This window comes from Glaciecola sp. 33A, assembly GCF_002836745.1.
Taxonomy (GTDB): Bacteria; Pseudomonadota; Gammaproteobacteria; order Enterobacterales; family Alteromonadaceae; genus Glaciecola.
This window is the reverse complement of sequence record NZ_PJAR01000024.1, coordinates 148279-166517: the sequence shown is the minus strand read 5'-3', so window position 1 is coordinate 166517 and position 18239 is coordinate 148279. Positions and strand designations below refer to the sequence as shown.

The following is an 18239-nucleotide window of genomic DNA, read 5'->3' as shown; positions in this document are numbered from 1 at the left end:
CAATTTCACCGTCCATTGACATAACGTGCCAACATGTTAATCTCATCAAAATAATCGCACTTATTGAGAAATAGATGACTCAATACAAAGCCTATGTTCCCATTAGCTTCCTTAATATTTTAACGCGATACATAGATGAGCAAACATTAGAAGCAAAAAGCTTAAGAAAAACACTTCATGAACTATCTAAAGGACAACGCGTCGACACGCAGACATTTTCACAATTACTGGATCAAATTTATCAGTTAACTCCGCTAACAGCATTAGGGCTGCGCATTGGGGCGATGGCAAAACCGGAAGATTTTGGCTTAGTTGGAAATTTACTAACATCATGCAGTACGCTTAAACAAGCGCTAATTAGATATGGTCGATACCAAACATTAGTCTTAACTGATTTGGCAGCTAAAATAGAAATTCAAGGAAAGACTTATAGTCATCAATGGATGTTACGAGGTGTAGATAATCGACTGTTATATGAATTTGGTTTGATTATATTTATCACACTTTACCAATCGTTAATTAATCGGAAAATTGCACCTGTATCTGTAGCTTTACCCATTAAAATTCCTAACGATATTAATATTTATCAAGCGATTTTAGGCTGTCCAGTTGAGTTTAACTCACCCACATTACGGGTAAATATACCAACATATTTAATGTTATTGAATATTTCAACAAGTGACCCATCGCTGCTTAAAATCTTTGATCAACAAGCTAGATTTTTATTAACAGAAACAAAATATCAAAATGAAACGTTTGCACCTTTTCTCTTAAAATTACGAGAACAAATATTGGTCGCGATGAAAGACGGTGACACTCGTGCGAGCACTGTTTGTGTAAAAATGGGTTTTTCACTACGATCATTTTATCGAAAACTAAGTAATAACGATCACAATTATCGTTCTATACTCGCCGACTCACGCTGTCGGTTAGCTAAACGGTATCTAGTTGATGGCCAATTTACATCTTTAGAGATAGCCTTTTTACTTGGATATTCAGAGCAAAGTGCATTTATTAGAGCTTTTAAAGAGTGGATGGGCATTACACCGGGTGAATATCTCCTATTAGTAAAATAAACGTTAAATTTTTTGATTTATAAAACCGAAAAAGTCACATCGATTTGGCGTTGATATTATTGAACTTTCCTGCTTATCTATATGAACTGATACCGCACTAACTAAGCCATAAGATATTAGCTGTAGGCTATTGATATTAAATGGATAATAAAATCTTTTGAAACCGGTACCCTACTTTAGACCCCTTCAATGATGCAACTCTATGCAACCTTGTAATAAATTCTATCAGTTAGTGTAAATGAGGGACAAAGGATGACTAATTAGCTTAAATCGACATTTTTAAATTAAAAATCTAATGACAAGATTACGGCAAAAGGGGACATACGTTGGTCAAATGTTTATGAGAAATTTATCTCATAAACATAAACTGAGGTGAACCACAACGATAACCTGTTTACGAACAATGAATTTTATTAAACAGAACCCTATATCATAAGTCAATTCTTGTACCTAGAAGACAACCCTTCAAACGAATCCACAATAGTCGTATTTGTTTATCTTTTAAATTGCTTTAGTCTAAGTCGAATGACTTTGTAGATGTGGTGTCGTAAAATTGAAACTGAATTAGACAATTGCGTTTAATCATTTTTTGCCACAATTCGATGTACTCCAGAGCGCTGTCTGTATTCCAAAAGGCACTAACGCGTTCAAGATACTCAAGAACAGCTTCTTTCTCTCCTTGCTTATATAGCTCGCGGATTAGGGTTTTGTCTGGACCAAATGAACCAAGAACAGGTGTCGAACTAACCTGAGCTGCTTTTAACAGAAACGTAACTGCTTCCTCTTTGTCCCCGACCTTTAGAGCTAACCATGCTCGAGCAATGTTAGTTTTGTGGAGCATATCCATATCTTTTGAGATACTGAAAAATTTCCCTAGTGCGTTGGTATGTTTTTCGTATTTCTCGATAAAAAATAAGGCTTGTTCTTTTGAATCAAAGCGGGCACTTAACTCAGTATTAGAATATAGAAAACGACGCTGTTCCCTATTGCTCATTTTTGCGAACGGTTTAGTCTTTAATTCTTCTTTCGTCTTTTCGTATTGTTCTTTGTCAATCTTATAATAGAAATCATGTCTTTTATTCACGTATTCAATGTATTTTGGATCTTCACAATTTTCAAATTGACCTGCAAATAATAGTTGGTTAAAGCTGATAATGATTAATGTTAATAATGTTCTCATTCTTACTTCCTTGTGTGGTTGTTGATATGCTATTCCCTACTTTTTACTCTACGCTAAAAGGTATTGCAGCGTTTAATTAATGTTAATTGATATAGAGAATTACATTAGCACATTAAAATAGTCAACTCCGAGCCACTTTTTGTCTGATCAACTCGGTCTTAAATACGGCAATTGCTGACGCACGCCTTTTGAAGTTGTGTAACAGGTTCGCGCAATTTACTAGCAACATAAATCGATTGACAGAATTACTCATCAAGATGAAGAGCGGACGTTCCTCGTTATAGGTTCTAGGTAATCCACATTTTACAAAAAGCCTAAAGACAAGTTACATATCGTACTCAAACCTAAAATTCTTCGCCTTGTTGCTGAGTACGCATAAATACCTAAGCGTCAAGTCTGAAAATTACTATTGCAAAGAAAGTAAGCTTCTGAAATAGTGAGGATTTAACGGATTTATCAAACTGCACTGATAAATCGTTCTACAAGTAAGGACTAAATTAACATGAGACTAGCATTGTTATGCCTAACGTTAGCTTTTCTGTCGTTTTCAATCCATGCAGAATCAAATTCGGGACTCAAAAAACATTTTGAAGCGGACCAACAGATTCGATCAGCAGAAAGCCGTCAAAATGGAAATACTCCGGACTTAAAAGATGAGATCGCAAGGCGTCTATATGTTTTTAGTGCGCTGGCAAACGGTGATTTAAATACTGCGGACGATTTTTTTTATGCCTCGATAATACTTCAGCATACCAATCTCGAATTTGTTGCTGAAGAATTAAAAAGTATGAGCAATGAAAATCACCTGTTAGCCTACTATTTGGCGCAAAAAGCGTATCAATTAGGTCATGAGAAGGGTGCGTGGCTTATAGCGGCTACATACAATCGATATTTAGAGAATGCTGCAATTGATGTCAATAAATACGGCCTTAAATATGATAACACCAGAGTTTATTTGCAAAATAACTCAATTACAGACGAAGAGCGCATATTGAGAGGATTGCCTCCTGTTCAATCAGTTTTATTCAGCAAATGATATTTGCCCGATAATTAAGATTACATTTCAAGGAGGAACGTGTGAAATATTTTTTGATAATTTGTGTTTGTACTCTTCTCGTTTCCTGCTCATCAACTCCAAACGTAATTTATAACAGTCCTTGTTTCGATTCCCAAGAAGAGGCTGCCGTTTTGGGAAGAGAAATTTTCAGTAAGGGGTTCAACAATAGAGTCAGCTACTGGGTGACCGGTGATTCAGGCAAAGGCATTGTTGGTCTTGGCTTGATGTACGGAGGATTTGAACCAACACCGTACTGCCCCAACGGTGGTTATCCAATTCTAGTTTATTTTGACAACAGCGCTTCCAAACTTGATATAGAAAACGTGAAAAGTTGGTCTAGGGTTGTATTAGAATCTATGCTCAAAGAGAGGGCTAATGAGCAATAAGAAATACTAAAAAGCTTACAAAATATATAGTCTCACCCAGAACTCTGACATCAGCCTCAATTTCGCGAGGGACTAAAAAATGCCAATTTTTTCCTGTTCACTCAGGTCTTCAATACGGCAAAAGCCGTCGTACGCCGTTCAAATTTGTATGAGAAGCATTTGCCATTGGTAGACATTTGAGGGATTTTAGTTTTTACACAGCCCGTGGCAAAACCGGCCATTGAGCTTCTGAAAAATAAACTTCACTAATCTACCGATTTCATTCCGTTTCATAATGATATCAACTGCTCTATCTCAAATCATGCAGAGTGAAACCCTAAGGTATTATTTGACACCCTAAGGTTTCATCTGATACCTTAGGGTTATATCTTGATAAAGGGAAATTAATATGCATACTGAAACGGAATTAACGCCTGCGATTGAACAAAGTTTCTTAACACGTAACGCAGTTGGGGCTTCGGTTCTCGCGCTTTTTTTGATATGTGACAGTCTCTACAGCCTTATAGAAAATATATTTCCAGATGCCACTTGGTTAAAAAATATTTTTGGCGTTTTTGGGGTTATCCTAATCATCGCGCTTATAGTAAGGTTTTTTAAGGATATGAAATTTTACAAGAAAGTAAATCGCAATACATTTTGGTATGGCAAATTCACCGACGAATATATTGGCTACGTGAGTATGAAGGCTTACCAATACAGTTTTAATGTGATGGCCATTCTATTATTACTCGCTTATTTAACCCATTACTTCCCTGAGTTTCTAAATAGTATTGGCGTTCATGAATTTGTTAAGCTTAACATGGCGGTATTATTTCTCAGTTATGGCTTGCCAATACTCTACAGGCTGCGAAAGGAGCAGGACTAGCGTGCTTGATAATAATATAGCCAAACTTAGGGGAAAGCTTAAAATATCTCAGCAGGAACTTGCGGATGGCATTGGGGTATCAAGGAAAACTATCAGTACAGTGGAAACGGGACGTTTTACGCCATCGGTAGTTATTGCATTAAAATTGGCGGCTTATTTTCAGGCTACAGTAGAGAGTATTTTTAGCCTCGAAGAGTAAGAAAATAAGCTGTAGTACGTTAATTAAATAATGGAGTTTCAAATGAGAAAAGAATTCGAGTTCAATGTTAAAGAACATAAGATTAAAGTTACTAATTCATGGTTCCATGGGGCAAAGCTCTACGTAGATGGTGATTTTCGCGATGTTGATAAGAGCCTATCTGCAAATGGAAAAGTTGCACTTCTATCTGCCAACCTAGGTGACTTTGGTATTTTAGAAATATTTCCTGTGGCATCTTTTGCTGTAGAGATAGATGCTTATTTAGTATTTGATAGTACAAAGCAACATGTTTTCAGTTCGCATAAACGCTTAAGTTTAACTGAACAAAGAACAGCGTAATCAGCTTATAACAACTCTTCATAAAGTGATGACGCAACAACTGAAGAGTGTTCTGAACGAAGGGATGCACCGAGCAACACGGGAAACAATAAATCAGTCGTTTATCACTGATATTTGTTGTCCCTAATTGCTTCATCGAAATTTACAGGCATTTTAATATACGGAATTTAATTATGCTATTAACCGTCAAGCAATTTGTAATCTTGGGTCTTAGTTTTTTTCTATTTAGAGCACTAGAGATGGGCGATAGTCTTGAAAAAATGGAATTAGGCCTTGTATTACTAATCATTAGTTCTGTTTTTATCATGTTGGTATTGCCGTGGATGACTAAAAACTCTCATTATTGGAAAGGTGTAGGGTCCGGAATTATTGTCGTTGTTATATTTTGGGGGCTAACACGATATAGCATGCCAATGATGATGGGTTATTCTTATGACATTGTTGATTCGGGGTCAAATTATCCAACCCTAAAAGATGGTGACATGGTTATTTCTAAACATTTCAATTATTCAGTCGACGTAGGAAGTTTTGTTGGATTTACGGATCCTTCAGGCACACCTTTGAGAAAAAGGGTTGTAGCTGCGCAAGGCGATTTAGTAAAGACATGTGATAATTTAGTAACAGTTAATGAAGAAGTTTTTTACAGGTGGAAAGATACAATTGATTGTCAGGATTTTGAAACAATTAGCTTGAAAACAAATGAATTCTTTGTTCTAGGAGAAAATCTAAATAACAGTTTAGATTCCCGAACTTTCGGTGTAATTTCGCGCGATGATATATTTGCTGAAAGTCTGTATAAATTCACTGAAGGTAACCGTGAAATACGTTTAAATTGAGACCTTTACATTGAAATAGTGCTCTGCTTGCCGAGTGATTTTAGTCATCAGCGAGTTGTTGAACTACTATAGATTGAGAAAATTTGTCTTAGACAGCAACACGGTATAAGGAGTCATACGTTGCTCAAATTCGCAAGCGAGCCTCGTACCAAAAGGGTCACTTCAGGCTCATTAAAATTGGGTACATTAAATAAAGCTGACATTTCAAGCGATTACTCAGAATAAGCGAGATTTGAAGATATCTGATCAATTCGAATGTGTGCGTGAAACTGTTTAATATTACGCCCTTTTGAGTTAATCTATTAAAAAAGATTTGTGTAAAAAATAACGGATATATTTTGATAAATGCATACCTAAAGATTAACAAGATACATAAATCTCCCCTGCGTTACATTTTATGTTTGGCGTTAACGATACCGTTATCGGGCTGCGTAACGGCGGTTGTAGCTCTTAACTGCGCCCTCGATAATATAGACGTATCAAAAGGCGATATTGTGCAATATTCAGTCGACTATCAACTGATTGGTCCTAGAAATACAGAAATAAAACAGGGCGTATACGAATGTGAAGTCGAGTCAATTACGTGCAGAGGTGGGAACCTCTCGCCAGACTTTTTCGACAATACCAAAGTGATAGCTACTTTTTTCATTGATGACAACTTCCTTTTAGAGATTGACACACCCTCTTGTTATTCGTCTCGTGCAATTGTTACAGGAAGTGCATTATTAGGTAATGACAAGTTAAGAATAAAGAACAAAACCACTGGCAAGGTTATTTTTGAAGGTAGTTACCGTGGATTTAATCAATCGGCGTTTTCTCACTATGAATTTAAATATACGATTAACAAGGTATAGTTTGAATTGTTAAATGGTGAAATGGCTGCTTAAGGTAGTGACTTCGAAAAACGTTTTAAGACACCTTTCGAGGGCATCGCAGTCATTTCCAGCAAAAACTCAACGTCCGGAAACTGCCCAAAACGGCCCTTCAAGGTGCTAAAAGCTCACGGAAATAATGGGCAATGAACTGCCAAGTCAATCTTACCATCGGTAGCCTTTCTCGTTGAATGTTAGAGCTGCAAAAAAATAACTCTTTGTACAACAGCAATTCATGAATATGCGACGAGGCGCTAATCGTCGATTTGCTAGACCCGTGGATGACTTATCGCAAATTTGCATCGAGGCAGATCAAGCGATGCTGTCACATATATTGCGTTATGCTTTTATTGGCTCTGGACAGACGGTCGCCGATAAACTGCATAAATTTATCGACGCCACAGAAGTTGATAAATTGATACTGTTAATGCCGATACACGACATAAAGGCCAGGTTGAAGAGTGCTGAGATGTTCGCAAAATTAATGTAGTCCTTCTGGTATTGATGCAGGAGGACTCATTTTCTTAGGCAAGCAATAAAAGATAGTGTGAAGTTGTTTACCATAATGAATTTAACACTAACTAGATAAGGTCCGTACTTCTAATTCAAGATCTAACTTAATTTCGGATAAAATAGTGTTATCAGTTTGCAGATCTTGCGCTTCCTTATGATTTAGTTCGGAAACTTTACGCAAAGACTCAATCGTCTCATTAATACCCTTACTGGCTTGCTCTTGAATAGCCATAGCCTGGGATACTTTTTGATTTAATTCGGTAATGTGAAAAACTGATGTATCCACTGTGCGCAAAATGCTGTCTGCTTGTTGCACTTTTTCTTCACTGAGTTGCACGTTTTGGCTGCCGATTCGAATGGCCTCAACAGCATTTAGAGCCCCTTGCTGCAACTTCGCTATGATGGTTTGAATTTCCTCTGTAGATTTTTGCGTTCTTGATGCTAATGTCCTGACTTCATCTGCTACCACAGCAAATCCACGACCTTGCTCACCCGCTCGCGCCGCTTCGATTGCAGCGTTGAGGGCGAGCAAGTTAGTTTGTTCAGCGATACTATTGATAACATCAACAACGCTGCCAACATTTTTAGCATCATCGTCGAGGTTTTCAATCACCTTAGCAGTATCTTTTATCTGCTTAGAAGACATGCGTATTGTTTCTATTGTTTCTTGCATCACTTTTTGGCTTGAGGTAGCCGATTCTTTAGCTTCTTTTGCAAGTTGAGTGGCCTGATTAATATCGCGTGCTACTTGCGCCGACATTAGCGTCATTTTGGCAGTCGCGGCTGAAGCATCAATTGTTTGCGTATTTTGTTGTTTGGAACTAGCAACTAACTTGTTAGAACCTTGCGTTATTCCACTGCTTACCTTGGCAAGCTTTGCTTGTATTTCTTGTAAGTGTTCACATACATTTCGCAACTTATGACTTAATACTTGAATTGCGACGGACATTTCACCAATTTCATCCTCTCTATTAGCAATCACTTCGGCATTAAAATCGCCTTGGCTCAGCGCCTTTAACTGCCTTATAAGGGAAACAATTGGCTTAATGACACTTTTGTTCATGTATAGGTTTGCAAAGATTATACTAATGACAACAGAAGCGAATATAGCAAAAATGGCCATCCACTTGCTTTGATTGGCTTGCGATTCCAGCACAGCATTTTTGTTATTAAGTTGCTTTTGAATGTCCTCAACCAACGTCTCTAATGTTTTAGCTGGTGCTCTGTCAATTCCAATGACGGCAGAGTCTCCTTTTTTGTGATCGAAATTAGTGTCGACAAAGGCTTGTTTTCCAATTTCATATTTTGATAATAACGAAGCGTGTATTTGCCTAAACTTTCTTACTTGGGTTTCTATTGAAGGGTTCAGCTTCAATGACAAAATGTCAGTTGCCAATTGTTGAACTAGCTCGTGTTGCTGAACAAATTTAGCCCAATATTTCTCTCTAGCTTCCACTTGATGACCACGAAGCAATACGTTTTTCCATTCCTGAACTTGGGTTTTGAACTGCAAATTTACAGCACCAATTTGTGAAGCCGCTGTGTTCTCCACTTCGATGAGTTTCTGATACCGATTTATTTGCGATGAGAGCATGATATTAGAAATGACGGCAATAACGCCAATAATCAGAAGTGCTATGGTAACAAGCGCTAAAATTTTGGTTTTGAGCGTCTTAAATTTTGAAGTGGGTGTGTTAAGCATGTATTTGCGGGCACCTTTTAGGGTAATCAGTTTTAACACTGTCAGAAATAATTTTGTTTTTGGCTGATTTCGTTTTTCGATTAGATTTCTAGTGACAGAGTTATTGCTATTTGTATCGATAATGAGAAGGAGTATATTTTAACTGTATGACAGTTTTATGGCGTTACAAGATTATTGCTTAAAAGACTTGTAATGAGACGACTGCTATTTTGTTTAATTTATGATTTTTGCATTTTAAATCTTAGCACCAAAAAAACTCCATCGTTGCTTGTTTGTCTGCACTGATTCTGTTTAAAGTCAGATAAGGCGTTCAAGCGAAGCGGCAAGTCCACGGCAATAGCGGTCGTACGCCGTCAAATTTGAATGAGCATTCTATGCCAGAACAAAAGTGTCAGGATCTTTTGCACTTATTTCGGCTGAACGGCAAATCAGACGGTCGGTGCGTTTCAGCCAATTGGCGCTTTGTGCCAATACCTGCCGTTGGTCAGTGTCTCCCTGAACTGGGGCTGTTAGCAGAAAGGAGACGTTCATCTGGAACCCATATCTTTAGCGATCGGAACAATATACATTCATTCTTTTACTCTTCGTGGCATTGCTTTTCTAATACCCGCTAAAATTTGGCTCCATCCAATTCGCTTTTTCCAAATTGCACCATCCACATATACGTCGTAGCAATCTATACGATCCGTTTTGTATAGTTCGAGTTTGTGAACAATAGGCTCACCGCTGTCAAAATCTGTTATCTCAATCACTCGCCTGAGTTCTGGAATTTCCCAAACTGGCTGATGGTCAACATTCTGCTCCAAATGTGATTCCGTTTTCACTCCATTAGTGTATGATTTAGATAATATTTTTTGATGTTTACTGGTGCGTCGATACATAGCTTCCTCCTACCTTGCAAGGTAAGTATAGCTTGTAAGGTCGCAATAATAAGCGTTAGGCATACAAGGAAAAACTTGATAAATGGAAGATATCTTAGTTGAATTAGCGAAAGGATTTTTCCGCGGTTTAGGTTACATAATCGCTGAAGTATTCTTTTGGTTTATCTGCTATTGGATTGGTTGGCCTATATGCAAACTACTTACTCTTGGCGCATACCCAAAGCCTCAAAAAACGATGTACCTTGATGACACACAACATTCAGGTGTTTGGTGTCCAATTGTAGGTCTCATTGTTGTGTTAGTCGCAGGCTTGTATTTTCTAAGCATCTTTAGCTAGTATGCGTAACAAAACAATAAACAACGTTCGCTTCACTCACTGGGAAAAAGCCTCGCTATCGCTCAGCTTTTCCCGTTATTGTAGGCGTTAATGTCCGCTATAGAGCACAGCCCTATCAGAAATCGACTGTCCCCAATGACAACTGATCGCTCAAAGTAGACTACATCCGGAAAAATAGCTACGTCTCCTTATTGCAAAAGCAGTCATACGCAGGTGAAACTTGAGTGAGAAGTTTGTGCAATTACCCGTCGTTCGTCATTCGTTTGTTGACTGACTCAAACGGTCAGTGAGCCGACGACAAGTGCAGCAGAGAGAAGACCGCCTGCAGCTTTGTAGGTAAGGGTGAAAGGTTGCGGTAAGAGCGCATCGCATTTATAAATATGTTGTTAATACCGCCAGACACTATAATCAATCTTAAACCCTGATCAACTCGGTCTACACGACGGCCATTGCGGTCAGCCAATCATTTGTTTACAAGAATATCAAACCTACCAATCTCAATTTTTAAATCAATAGCTGTAATTTTGTTATCTCTAATCAATTCACATTTTGCCGTTAAGTAAGTTTTAGATAAAGTGACGCTTTCACTTTTAAGCGTCAACAATGGTGATTTGCATATTTGTCTGTGTCCAATCAGCCTGTATTTGGGATCCCCAAAGCCTTTGAATGGAGGTTCGTCACTTGTTTTGTATTCAGGAATGAATGCTGCTAAGTATTGGTTATAATTATTTCCTTGTGAGAAACCTTCAATAGTAAAAAGTGCCACAACATAATCTGAGTCTTCAGACGTGACTAGCTTAAACGACTTTTCAACGAAAGAAGAATACTGATCTGACATAATATCGGCTAGCTTTTCAGTTTCTGTTTTTACAGATGCGTTCACTTCGGTGCTTTTTAAATTGAGGAAAATAAGCATAGTCAAAAATATTATTTTCATAAATGCGTGTGCCAGTCCAAATAAGGTTTGGGTATACGATTGCTTCTATTAAATTAAAAGTCAAATCCTGCCGTAATTCACATTCAAACCGACGGGTGTATCCTCTGAATATTTTTATAAACAACGACGCCTAACTGCCCTTTCTTGCCTGGTCAACTCAGTCCCCAATGCGGCAATAGCGGTCGTACGCCGTTCAGAATTGTATGAAAAATTTGTTCCAATGATGGTCATAGCTGCGCATCGAAAAATCGGAGTTTTATACTCCTATTTTCCACCATTGCCGACAGTCGAGCGATATTAAGTCATACCAAAGCGTAACCATAGCGGACCGTCGAGAACTCATAATGACAGCAGGTTAGTCTTACCCAACCTAGGTTATTACCTATACTCTGCAATTGATATCGGTCTAACCACGATAGCTTGATTCAGACACTGATGATGCTGTCCCCTTGAATTGTGCCCCAACTCCACCAATATAAACTAAAGCCCAACATTAAAGGTGGCATCGTGATAAAACGGATAATGGCAAGACTGCAAAAATCGTCGGTTGAAACCACCCTTAAACCCTTTCATAAAACGTTAATTGAGATCCACGCATTGGGTGAATCCCTAAAATCACTGTCTATCCAAGATCTGAAAGCTCGAATACCAGAACTAGATACCCAAGCTAAAGTTTTTGCAGCGGTGATAGAGGCATCACATCGGCTGCTGGGTATGAGGCCGTTCGACAGCCAAATACTAGCAGGCTTGGCCTTGTTCGAAGGTTTCGTTATAGACATGAAAACTGGCGAAGGCAAAACTCTTGCCGCGGCAGCGCCGAATATCGCCAATGCATTAGCCGGGCGTAAAGTCTACTTGCTCACCTTTAACGACTATTTGGCAAAACGCGACAGCGACCTTTTACTGCCTCTTTATGAATTTTTTGGCTTAACCGTTGGGGTTATTCAGGCGGATATGTCTAGTGACGAAAGAAGACTGGCTTACCAAAGCGACATTATTTATGCCACTGCAAGAGAGGTGGGTTTTGACTTTTTACGCGACCAACTTTGCCTTTATTCGCACCAAATCGTTTTGACAAAACTCGATGTTGCGATTGTCGATGAGGCCGATTCTATTTTGGTTGATGAAGCTCGAATACCATTGGTGATATCCGGCAATGTGAATCAGCCAAACGAACATCTAACTAACGTCAGCAAAGCAGTTCGAGATTTGGTTGAGACTGTTGATTACAACATCGACAAACATCACTCAAATGTGCATTTGACGGACGTCGGCACGCACAAAATTGAAAAGCAATTCGACTGCGAAAATCTTTATGACGTAGAGCATCTGCCGCTGCTAACCAGCGTGAATTTAGCGCTACATGCGCAAGCGTTACTGATCCCCGACGTTGATTACATTGTGAAGGGCAAAAATATTAAGCTGATTGATGAATTCACTGGGCGCATAGCAGAAAACCGGCGCTGGCCAGATGGTATGCAATCCGCACTTGAGGCCAAAGAGAGCTTAGCAGTTAAAAAGGAGGGACAAACGCTAGGTTCCATCACCTTGCAACATCTAATGAGCCTGTTCAACAAAGTCAGTGGTATGAGCGGCACCGCTGAGCTTGCCGCAGAAGAATTATATGAGTTATACCACTTGACGTCTTGTGTCATACCACCTTGCAAGCCCTGTATGCGCATCGACAAACCAGACCGAGTATTCATAGATAATCACAGCAAAGACGCTGCCATTTGCCAAGAAATAGACGCTATCCACAAAACTGGGCAGCCAATTTTGATAGGTACCCCTAACATTAGCGAGTCTGAAAGGCTCCACGCATTATTGCTCGAAAACGGTATTACTGGCCAGCTACTTAACGCCAAAAACGACCAAGACGAGGCCCACATTATCGCCGGAGCAGGCGCTTTGGGTGCAGTCACTATCTGCACCAACCTTGCAGGACGAGGCACAGATATATCTCTGGGCGCTGGCGCTAAAGACCTTGGTGGGCTGCACATCATCGGCACCAGCCGTTTTGAATCAAGACGCATAGATGACCAACTGCGAGGCAGGTCAGCAAGACAGGGCAACCCCGGATCTTCACAGTATTTTGTCAGCCTTACCGACAAACTCTTTAATCATTTCACTGAAGAGGAGTTTGGTTCGATAAAGGCGCTACAGGGAGAGCTGAATGCAAAAGCGGCTCTTAATAAAAAGATAGCCCATGCACAAAGGGTGATTGAAGGTGCTAATTTGGAGCGTCGTAAAACCCTTCATAGATACAGCGAAGTGGTAGAGCACCAGCGTCGGGGCTTTCAAAAACTACGGGAAGATATTCTGCATCAAAATGGAGTTGAGGCTTTCATTGAAGATGTCGATGAGCGCTGGCAAGGCTTGAGCCATATCAACAACGATAAACGCACTGAGGCCTTAGTCATTGTAGTGCTGTATAACCTCGACAAAGTGTGGATTGAATACTTGTCTGAAATTGATTACATCAAAGAGAGCATACATTTGAACGGAGCCATGGGAACCAGTTCACTGTTTGGCGGTAGCGAGCCGTATCATGTATTTATCCGTCAAGCTCATGAGGTTTTTGAGCAGTTAATAGGTAAGTTAAAAGATGCAGTTGTCGACACTTTTAACGGCGTAGTCATCGACGAAAACGGCATAGACCCCGACAGCGAATTGTTCGACATGACTAAATCAACATCATCTTATGTTGTCGTTGATAATCCGTTTAATGGAATGGACAGTCAGGTTGCTAAGAAGTTTGGGCAAAAAATGAAGAAGCTTGGGTTTTGAGTTAGGATATTGGACTAGAGAGATGTTGTATGTATTTATTTAAAGGTCAGTCCAATATTAAATTGGCTTTCTAAAACCCCATAGCCTAGGGACTCTTTATAACACTTCAAGGCCAACAAGAGCTTACGTCACCTTTCAGGCAATTTTTGCACGTTCAAATTAGTCTACAATACGGCATAAGCAGACGTACGCCGTTCAAACTTGTACGGGAAGAATGTGCCAGAAGGCGACGGTGAGGATAATCGAATTAATAGACTGTGAATCAAGCTAAAGCAGACGTTAACGCCACATCAATACTCTATTTTAAACGATTGAACGTCTCTACGCCCAAAGGGTTTATTCCATAAACATCAATAGCAGTCACTTCGCCTTCGACAATTTTATAGGCCGCAATTTTACCACTATCTATTTGAAACTGAATTCTCAATTCATTCGGGCGTTTTGCTGCGGTAGCAACGGCTTTCAACTCACCCAAAGTAAATTCAAGATCTTTGTTTTTTAACAAGTTTACGTGTAATTCACCCCATAAAGGGTTATGAAATACTCCAGTATAATTACCTTTATCTTGGGTTAACTGCATGGTTCGTGATGCATTTCTTTTTTGGTGAGTATCTTTTGTTTCCCTAATATCAGCTTGAATGTTTTTCCAGCTAACTTTCATGGCCTGAATATGAGAGTCGGTTATGTTATTTACATCTCCTTTGTCTAATAAAATACTATAAGCAATATCAGCAATACTTGCTGTCATGGGTCCTGCAACGGTTTCTTCATTGTTAAGTATTACAAGTCCGATATTATGTTCCAACATAAAAGAAGTATGCGTATGAGCACCCGCTATACCACCAAAATGATGATATGTTTGTTGTCCTTTGTATGGGCCTATATACCACCCCCAAGCATATCCTTTGCGAACGAAGTCTCGATACTTTAGGTCAGTAGAAACTAATTTTTGATGAGACTTTTTAATAACGTCAGCAGGAAAGATTTGTTTGCCCGAAACTTGCCCTGCATTCAATTGAGCAATCAAAAATTTTGCCATATCTTTAGCAGTTGAGAATGTACCTCCCGCAGCTTGCAAAGTAGCATCACTCTTTTCAAAAGGCATGACTTCTTTTGGGTTATCGGTGTACAAATGATAGGGTCTAGCAACATCAAAGCCTTTAGTAGCTGCATCACTAATGTACGATGAGGTATGGTCCATTGATAAAGGCTGATAGACCAATTTTTCCAGCGTTTTTTGCCAGTCCTGATTGAATTTATTTTCAGCCCAAACACTAAGTAAGTTGTAACCTACATTACTATATTGGAACTGGCCTAAGGTATTATCAGTGTCCTTTTGACTTGCAGATGCCAACCTCTGACGTTGTAACTTATTATGCTGTCCCGTAAATGCGAGCGTGTCTTCTAAGGGGCGATTAGCTAAAGCATGGGTATGAGAAATTAGGTGCTTAACATCAATGCTATCTTTATCGACATAAGGAAAATCTAAACTAGAAAACAACTCAGCCATACTAGTGTTTTCCTTTATATCTCCGTTGTTCTCCATTAATAGCATTGAAAGGGCGAACAACGGTTTAGTAATTGATGCGAGGTAAAACGCTGTTTTATCGTTTACTTTTTTCTTCGCTTTTATGTCGGCATAACCAAAATACCCTTCGTAAACAATCTTTCCATCTTTAACGATAGCCACAGCCGTGCCAGAAGGAAAATCTACCTCGTTTTTTACAGCATTGATGTATTTGTCTATCGCTGAAAAGTCTGTACTTGCAAATGAAGTGTTAACCAAGAAGGAAGTAGCGATAAAAAGTAAAAAAGACTTCATTTATTAATTCCGTTTAAAATTTGTTGGAGTACGAATTAGTAAGACTGTTCATGTCCACTATCTTGCAGCGGTTTTAGTATATACCTGCAGCGGTTTTAGTATATAGTAATTTCTAAACGGCCGCTTTTACAGTTTTTGAGAAAGTCAGAAGGCTTTAATCGTATGACTGTAATTCGCTCTAAGCCGTCGTAGTGTAACAAATCCTGACAGTCGGCTAACTGCCCATTCTTGCCCTTCGATGATGATTTTGAAACGTCCGCTATCTTCAATAGAGCAAATATCATTGAGACGCTAACGACCGGTTTTGGCACAAAGTTGCGTTTCTAGTGCAGTTTATGTTGTGAACAAAATGAGGTGGTTGCGACTACAAACGTGTCCGTCGTTAATAGCACACATAGTTTACGCTAAGGATTTGTCCAATAATAAGGTTTTCAACCAAGGAAACCTAATATGTCCACACGTACAAAAGAAGATTGGCAAGCGTTAATGGAGCTACATGCGGCCTATTCAGGCACAATCAAGCAATTCTGCCTTGAGCATAATATTCCCCAGCAAAGTTTTTACGCCCGCCGCCATATAATGGGTTTGTCCAAACCAAGCACGAGTAAACGCACCACTCGCGTAGTCAAAAATGAAGCTAGGTTTATTAAAGCTCAGCTTCCCGCGCCGGCCAGTACGATTGTATTGCAAACCCATCACGCCCAATTGTCATTGTCCACACAATGCGATCCGCTATGGTTGGCGGCCTTGCTCAAAGGACTAGCTGTATGAGAATGTTCGTTGACCCAAGAGCGGTGTATTTGTATCCAAAGACTACACTCTCGACGATAAATGCGAATACCTTAGTTGCTAGCAATGGCGGTGTAGGTGGCACAGGTGCAGCGGGCGGAGTGGTGGACAAGGCGGTGTTGGAGGTTTTGGTTTTGGTGTGTTTATTGGTGGTAATACACCGGCAACTCTTGAGGGGAATACTATAACAACTGGTAACGGTGCTATGGGTGCCTCGGGTAACTTTACTAACGAGCTTAACGCAGCGGGTAGCGGTGGTTGGGTAGTTGGTATTTTTGATGGCGACACTACCGATAGCCTCACGCCTGAACAATCAAACAATACCATTACTCTTGGTGCGCCAGGTCAAGGTGGCGTGACAAGCGCCGACGAGGGCGAAGCGCTTGAAACGAACTTTTAATTGGGTTAATGATTCAGGAGTAATGGCACAGAATTAATGACGCTGAATGAAACTGAAATGATGACACCAGGCACGCGAAAATTAAATGTAATTGGCGTACTTGGTGTCATTTTTACTGCTTGTTAACTTCATATGGGCAGTCGATAAGGCCTTGTTGATAGCATTGCGCAAATCTTTCTGCTTGTTCAACCCGAACTTGAGTCTTAGGGTGTGAATCGAGATAGTCTAATACTGAGCCTTCGCTTGTTTCTCTAGCCTCATTCTCTGCACTTCCCGCTTTGCTTGTTTGAGGTTGCTGCTCGCTCATATAAGTCTGCATTTTCCCCATAATACTGGCGAAAGCACTTGGGTCGATGTTAAGTGCTAACATGTTAGTGAATGCAAAATGATCAGCCTCGCTCTCATGCTTTCTGGAATAATGAGTAGTAACAAGTAACGAACCTACGCCTATCCCCATATCTGCCAAACCACTTACATCGCCGGCAATTACCGTCACTAAAGTTGCTACAATGGCACCATGTATAGCCATTTTTAGGCTGTGACGGTGTTGAACGTGACCTATTTCATGCAGTAGCACTGAATCAATTTCATCTTGACTGCTGGTTAATTCAATAAATTTATCGGTCAAAATTATTTCACCAGAAGGCAAGGCCAGCGCATTCGGTATTTCTACACTATCTTCTTTACTACCCCATGCTCTAAAGTAAAGCTGATAATTCACCTCTTTATCACTGCTGTCAACGCGTTGCACCAGCTCATTAAATCTTGCTGTGATAAGCCCTTGTTGTTGCTCTGTTACCTGAGTTTCATCGAATATGAATCTGTCTAAAAACTCCAGAGTCCCCTCAGAAATCATTTCATTTACAGTGTGGGGCAATGCATCTGCGACCGCATAAGTTATCGCTGGTAGACCCCAGCGCACGAAGCTAAAACTCGAGGCTATAGTGATTATTAACGCCACAACAACCCATTGCATTTTTGATTCAAGTTTGTGAATAAGGTTCTTTTGCCCTCGATGCGCTTTTATGTAGTCGTCAACTTCATTATTATCATGAGTTGCAAAAACACAGCCGTTAGCAAGGGTGATTTTACGCTCGACATTACCAATACGGCTGCCAAACTCAAGGCCTGCAGATAATCCAAACTCTATGAGTTCGCTATTATCGTAAATATAATATTGATTGTCTTTTAAAGACAACGATACATCTGAAAATGCCGCGCTGTCTTTTTCGTATAATCGCCCTTGTATTTGCATGTATCA

At 39.7% G+C, this 18239-nt stretch carries 21 protein-coding genes; 14 read left to right on the top strand and 7 right to left on the bottom strand.

Annotated elements, in window-relative coordinates; genetic code table 11:
- Positions 1-74 precede the first annotated feature (74 nt).
- Positions 75-1076 (top strand): AraC family transcriptional regulator, encoded by a 1002-nt coding sequence (locus CXF81_RS01215; protein WP_101179394.1) that lies wholly within the window; start codon positions 75-77, stop codon positions 1074-1076.
- Positions 1077-1587: 511 nt separating this feature from the next.
- On the opposite strand, the gene CXF81_RS01210 is transcribed toward CXF81_RS01215, so the two are convergent.
- On the bottom strand, positions 1588-2256 hold the full coding sequence (locus CXF81_RS01210; protein ID WP_101179392.1) for a hypothetical protein: 669 nt from the start codon (positions 2254-2256) through the stop codon (positions 1588-1590).
- A gap of 502 nt (positions 2257-2758) precedes the next feature.
- Here CXF81_RS01210 and CXF81_RS01205 point away from each other — a divergent pair.
- From CXF81_RS01205 to CXF81_RS01170, 8 genes are all read left to right on the top strand, one after another.
- Entirely contained in the window at positions 2759-3292 is a 534-nt protein-coding gene (locus CXF81_RS01205) for a hypothetical protein (RefSeq protein ID WP_101179390.1), read from the top strand.
- Between the two features lie 41 nt (positions 3293-3333).
- Positions 3334-3699 carry a hypothetical protein gene (locus tag CXF81_RS01200; RefSeq protein ID WP_101179388.1) on the top strand — a complete coding sequence of 122 codons (366 nt, stop codon included), beginning with the start codon at positions 3334-3336 and terminating at the stop codon, positions 3697-3699.
- A 388-nt stretch (positions 3700-4087) separates the two neighbouring features.
- Positions 4088-4564 carry a hypothetical protein gene (locus tag CXF81_RS01195; protein WP_101179386.1) on the top strand — a complete coding sequence of 159 codons (477 nt, stop codon included), beginning with the start codon at positions 4088-4090 and terminating at the stop codon, positions 4562-4564.
- Entirely contained in the window at positions 4521-4763 is a 243-nt protein-coding gene (locus tag CXF81_RS01190) for a helix-turn-helix transcriptional regulator (RefSeq protein WP_198556285.1), read from the top strand. The genes CXF81_RS01195 and CXF81_RS01190 overlap by 44 nt, the downstream gene beginning before the upstream one ends.
- Positions 4764-4805: 42 nt before the next feature.
- Entirely contained in the window at positions 4806-5102 is a 297-nt protein-coding gene (locus tag CXF81_RS01185) for a hypothetical protein (protein WP_101179382.1), read from the top strand.
- Between the two features lie 173 nt (positions 5103-5275).
- Positions 5276-5938 carry a signal peptidase I gene (lepB, locus tag CXF81_RS01180; protein ID WP_101179380.1) on the top strand — a complete coding sequence of 221 codons (663 nt, stop codon included), beginning with the start codon at positions 5276-5278 and terminating at the stop codon, positions 5936-5938.
- Between the two features lie 494 nt (positions 5939-6432).
- Positions 6433-6792 (top strand): hypothetical protein, encoded by a 360-nt coding sequence (locus CXF81_RS01175; protein ID WP_101179378.1) that lies wholly within the window; start codon positions 6433-6435, stop codon positions 6790-6792.
- A 253-nt stretch (positions 6793-7045) separates the two neighbouring features.
- Positions 7046-7300: a hypothetical protein gene (locus tag CXF81_RS01170; protein WP_232771728.1), complete on the top strand. Its 255-nt coding sequence runs from the start codon at positions 7046-7048 to the stop codon at positions 7298-7300.
- Between the two features lie 87 nt (positions 7301-7387).
- Here the strand turns inward: CXF81_RS01170 and CXF81_RS01165 are convergent, their stop codons facing one another.
- From CXF81_RS01165 to CXF81_RS01160, 3 genes are all read right to left on the bottom strand, one after another.
- Positions 7388-9025, bottom strand: a complete 1638-nt coding sequence (locus CXF81_RS01165; RefSeq protein WP_101179375.1) for a methyl-accepting chemotaxis protein — start codon at positions 9023-9025, stop codon at positions 7388-7390.
- A 372-nt stretch (positions 9026-9397) separates the two neighbouring features.
- The gene (locus CXF81_RS19735) at positions 9398-9556 is read right to left on the bottom strand and encodes a hypothetical protein (protein ID WP_157825466.1); all 159 of its coding nucleotides are present in this window, start codon (positions 9554-9556) and stop codon (positions 9398-9400) included.
- A 38-nt stretch (positions 9557-9594) separates the two neighbouring features.
- Positions 9595-9906 carry a hypothetical protein gene (locus tag CXF81_RS01160; protein ID WP_101179374.1) on the bottom strand — a complete coding sequence of 104 codons (312 nt, stop codon included), beginning with the start codon at positions 9904-9906 and terminating at the stop codon, positions 9595-9597.
- Positions 9907-9988: 82 nt separating this feature from the next.
- On the opposite strand from CXF81_RS01160, the gene CXF81_RS01155 reads away from it, so the two are divergent.
- Complete coding sequence (locus CXF81_RS01155) at positions 9989-10243, top strand: hypothetical protein (protein ID WP_101179372.1); 255 nt, start codon at positions 9989-9991, stop codon at positions 10241-10243.
- 463 nt (positions 10244-10706) lie between these two features.
- Here the strand turns inward: CXF81_RS01155 and CXF81_RS01150 are convergent, their stop codons facing one another.
- Positions 10707-11180 (bottom strand): hypothetical protein, encoded by a 474-nt coding sequence (locus tag CXF81_RS01150; RefSeq protein ID WP_101179370.1) that lies wholly within the window; start codon positions 11178-11180, stop codon positions 10707-10709.
- 507 nt (positions 11181-11687) lie between these two features.
- On the opposite strand from CXF81_RS01150, the gene CXF81_RS01145 reads away from it, so the two are divergent.
- Positions 11688-13967, top strand: a complete 2280-nt coding sequence (locus CXF81_RS01145; RefSeq protein WP_157825465.1) for a DEAD/DEAH box helicase — start codon at positions 11688-11690, stop codon at positions 13965-13967.
- 298 nt (positions 13968-14265) lie between these two features.
- Here the strand turns inward: CXF81_RS01145 and CXF81_RS01140 are convergent, their stop codons facing one another.
- Positions 14266-15789: a serine hydrolase gene (locus CXF81_RS01140; RefSeq protein WP_101179366.1), complete on the bottom strand. Its 1524-nt coding sequence runs from the start codon at positions 15787-15789 to the stop codon at positions 14266-14268.
- Between the two features lie 450 nt (positions 15790-16239).
- Between CXF81_RS01140 and CXF81_RS20175 the strand changes: the two genes are divergently transcribed.
- From CXF81_RS20175 to CXF81_RS01125, 3 genes are read left to right on the top strand one after another with little or no spacing between them, the layout of a single operon-like run.
- A complete protein-coding gene (locus tag CXF81_RS20175) occupies positions 16240-16560 on the top strand; it encodes a hypothetical protein (protein WP_232771727.1) in 321 nt (106 codons plus the stop codon).
- Positions 16557-16766, top strand: coding sequence for a hypothetical protein (locus tag CXF81_RS01130; protein ID WP_101179364.1), 210 nt, complete (start codon positions 16557-16559; stop codon positions 16764-16766). Before CXF81_RS20175 ends, CXF81_RS01130 begins: the two co-directional genes overlap by 4 nt.
- Positions 16767-16783: 17 nt before the next feature.
- Positions 16784-16978, top strand: coding sequence for a hypothetical protein (locus CXF81_RS01125; RefSeq protein WP_101179362.1), 195 nt, complete (start codon positions 16784-16786; stop codon positions 16976-16978).
- 112 nt (positions 16979-17090) lie between these two features.
- On the opposite strand, the gene CXF81_RS01120 is transcribed toward CXF81_RS01125, so the two are convergent.
- On the bottom strand, positions 17091-18233 hold the full coding sequence (locus tag CXF81_RS01120; protein ID WP_101179360.1) for a M48 family metallopeptidase: 1143 nt from the start codon (positions 18231-18233) through the stop codon (positions 17091-17093).
- Positions 18234-18239 lie beyond the last annotated feature (6 nt).

Bases quoted from the DNA above. Each gene is read 5' to 3' on its own strand.
- CXF81_RS01140 (WP_101179366.1), bottom strand. From the start codon at position 15,789: ATGAAGTCTTTTTTACTTTTTATCGCTACTTCCTTCTTGGTTAACACT.
- CXF81_RS01160 (WP_101179374.1), bottom strand. From the start codon at position 9,906: ATGTATCGACGCACCAGTAAACATCAAAAAATATTATCTAAATCATAC.
- CXF81_RS01150 (WP_101179370.1), bottom strand. From the start codon at position 11,180: ATGAAAATAATATTTTTGACTATGCTTATTTTCCTCAATTTAAAAAGC.
- CXF81_RS01190 (WP_198556285.1), top strand. From the start codon at position 4,521: ATGGCTTGCCAATACTCTACAGGCTGCGAAAGGAGCAGGACTAGCGTG.
- CXF81_RS01130 (WP_101179364.1), top strand. From the start codon at position 16,557: ATGAGAATGTTCGTTGACCCAAGAGCGGTGTATTTGTATCCAAAGACT.
- CXF81_RS01195 (WP_101179386.1), top strand. From the start codon at position 4,088: ATGCATACTGAAACGGAATTAACGCCTGCGATTGAACAAAGTTTCTTA.
- CXF81_RS01120 (WP_101179360.1), bottom strand. From the start codon at position 18,233: ATGCAAATACAAGGGCGATTATACGAAAAAGACAGCGCGGCATTTTCA.
- CXF81_RS01210 (WP_101179392.1), bottom strand. From the start codon at position 2,256: ATGAGAACATTATTAACATTAATCATTATCAGCTTTAACCAACTATTA.
- CXF81_RS01125 (WP_101179362.1), top strand. From the start codon at position 16,784: ATGGGTGCCTCGGGTAACTTTACTAACGAGCTTAACGCAGCGGGTAGC.
- CXF81_RS01155 (WP_101179372.1), top strand. From the start codon at position 9,989: ATGGAAGATATCTTAGTTGAATTAGCGAAAGGATTTTTCCGCGGTTTA.
- CXF81_RS20175 (WP_232771727.1), top strand. From the start codon at position 16,240: ATGTCCACACGTACAAAAGAAGATTGGCAAGCGTTAATGGAGCTACAT.
- CXF81_RS01205 (WP_101179390.1), top strand. From the start codon at position 2,759: ATGAGACTAGCATTGTTATGCCTAACGTTAGCTTTTCTGTCGTTTTCA.
- CXF81_RS01170 (WP_232771728.1), top strand. From the start codon at position 7,046: ATGAATATGCGACGAGGCGCTAATCGTCGATTTGCTAGACCCGTGGAT.
- CXF81_RS01215 (WP_101179394.1), top strand. From the start codon at position 75: ATGACTCAATACAAAGCCTATGTTCCCATTAGCTTCCTTAATATTTTA.
- CXF81_RS01185 (WP_101179382.1), top strand. From the start codon at position 4,806: ATGAGAAAAGAATTCGAGTTCAATGTTAAAGAACATAAGATTAAAGTT.
- CXF81_RS01165 (WP_101179375.1), bottom strand. From the start codon at position 9,025: ATGCTTAACACACCCACTTCAAAATTTAAGACGCTCAAAACCAAAATT.
- lepB (WP_101179380.1), top strand. From the start codon at position 5,276: ATGCTATTAACCGTCAAGCAATTTGTAATCTTGGGTCTTAGTTTTTTT.
- CXF81_RS19735 (WP_157825466.1), bottom strand. From the start codon at position 9,556: ATGAACGTCTCCTTTCTGCTAACAGCCCCAGTTCAGGGAGACACTGAC.